Genomic DNA, 309 nt, shown 5'->3' on the forward strand with positions numbered 1-309 from the left:
ATCTGGCCGGTGGCGCGGGCGGCCTGATCGGCCAAAGCCTTCACCTCGGAGGCCACCACGGCGAAGCAGAGCCCGGCCTCGCCGGCGCGCGCTGCCTCGATCGTGGCGGTCAGCGCCCGCAGGTTGATCGTGCCGGCCATGTTCTGGATCAGGCCGAACATGCCCGTCATCGCGGTCGCGGGGACGGCGAGCCGTTTCGCGTCTGCTTCGTCACGCTGGACGCAGGGCAACGAGGGGTCGCGGTCGTGCTGGGATGTCGACAGCGCACGGGCCGTATGTTCTAGCCCACCAGTCATGCCGACAGCGCGG

At 70.2% G+C, this 309-nt stretch carries 1 pseudogene; it reads right to left on the reverse strand.

Annotation, left to right across the window (positions count from 1 at the left end):
- Nucleotides 1-200 (reverse strand): annotated as a pseudogene (locus MKK63_RS25825) (methyl-accepting chemotaxis protein); the annotation flags it as partial.
- Nucleotides 201-309 lie beyond the last annotated feature (109 nt).

This window comes from Methylobacterium sp. J-088, assembly GCF_022829295.1.
Classification (GTDB): domain Bacteria; phylum Pseudomonadota; class Alphaproteobacteria; order Rhizobiales; family Beijerinckiaceae; genus Methylobacterium.